Source organism: Planococcus salinarum (genome assembly GCF_007004625.1).
GTDB lineage: Bacteria > Bacillota > Bacilli > Bacillales_A > Planococcaceae > Planococcus > Planococcus salinarum.
The window spans coordinates 1-710 of record NZ_VIFV01000067.1 but is presented as its reverse complement, the minus strand read 5'-3'; the positions used below and the strand labels follow the sequence as shown (position 1 = coordinate 710).

Annotated in this window: 1 protein-coding gene and 1 pseudogene; both read right to left on the bottom strand. The window is 47.2% G+C overall.

Features of this window, described 5'->3' with window-relative positions; genetic code table 11:
- The coding region (gene istB, locus DIJ65_RS16160; protein WP_142836516.1) for an IS21-like element ISSau9 family helper ATPase IstB at nucleotides 1-503 on the bottom strand (503 nt) is incomplete at its 3' end.
- Nucleotides 496-710: pseudogene (locus tag DIJ65_RS16155) on the bottom strand (IS21 family transposase); the annotation flags it as partial. The gene istB and the pseudogene DIJ65_RS16155, both read right to left, overlap by 8 nt.

Here is a 710-nt window from a genome sequence, read left to right as displayed (position 1 = left end):
AATTCATCGATGATGACGAGATCATACTTTTCGAATCGCAATTCAAAAGAGCGCAAGGTCCGTTCGGACCGACTCTCCTTCAGTTGATTGATTAAGGACGAGACACTTGCGAAATAAACCTTATAACCGGCCAAGCAGGCTTCTACGCCTAGACCGATCGCCAGGTGACTCTTGCCGGTTCCAGGGGAACCGGTCAGAATCACGTTCTGTCCGGCTTTGATAAAATCAAGCGTCTGTAAGTTGGGAAGTTTTTGTTGCGCATCTGTAGGCAGCGCTCGGGTGTCAATCTCTTCAAGCAGCTTCTTCTCCGGAAAGTTCGCACGGCGAATCCGTGTGGATTTAGACCGGATCCACCGATCATTCTTTTCCTTTGTTAATACAGTGTGTAACAGGTCAATCGCAGCTGCCGTTTCTTCGAACGCGTCGTCTTCCTCGACTAACTCACGGATACCAGGGAGACGCAATTCTTTGCACATATCGATGACATGTTGCTTTTTATCCATGTTCAAGCACTCCTTCGTCGACTTGATTGAACATCACTGAAAAGGCCTTAATGTTTTGATGCGCCTGTGCAACCGTCTCATCTGGATTCATAGGTACCGCAGGTGCCAGATCCGTTTGTTCGCTTAGAAAAATTAACTTTTCTGTTGTGATATCGCCGAGACCTTTTGTCTCAATTTGTCGGACGGCTGCCATCACTTTATCTAACC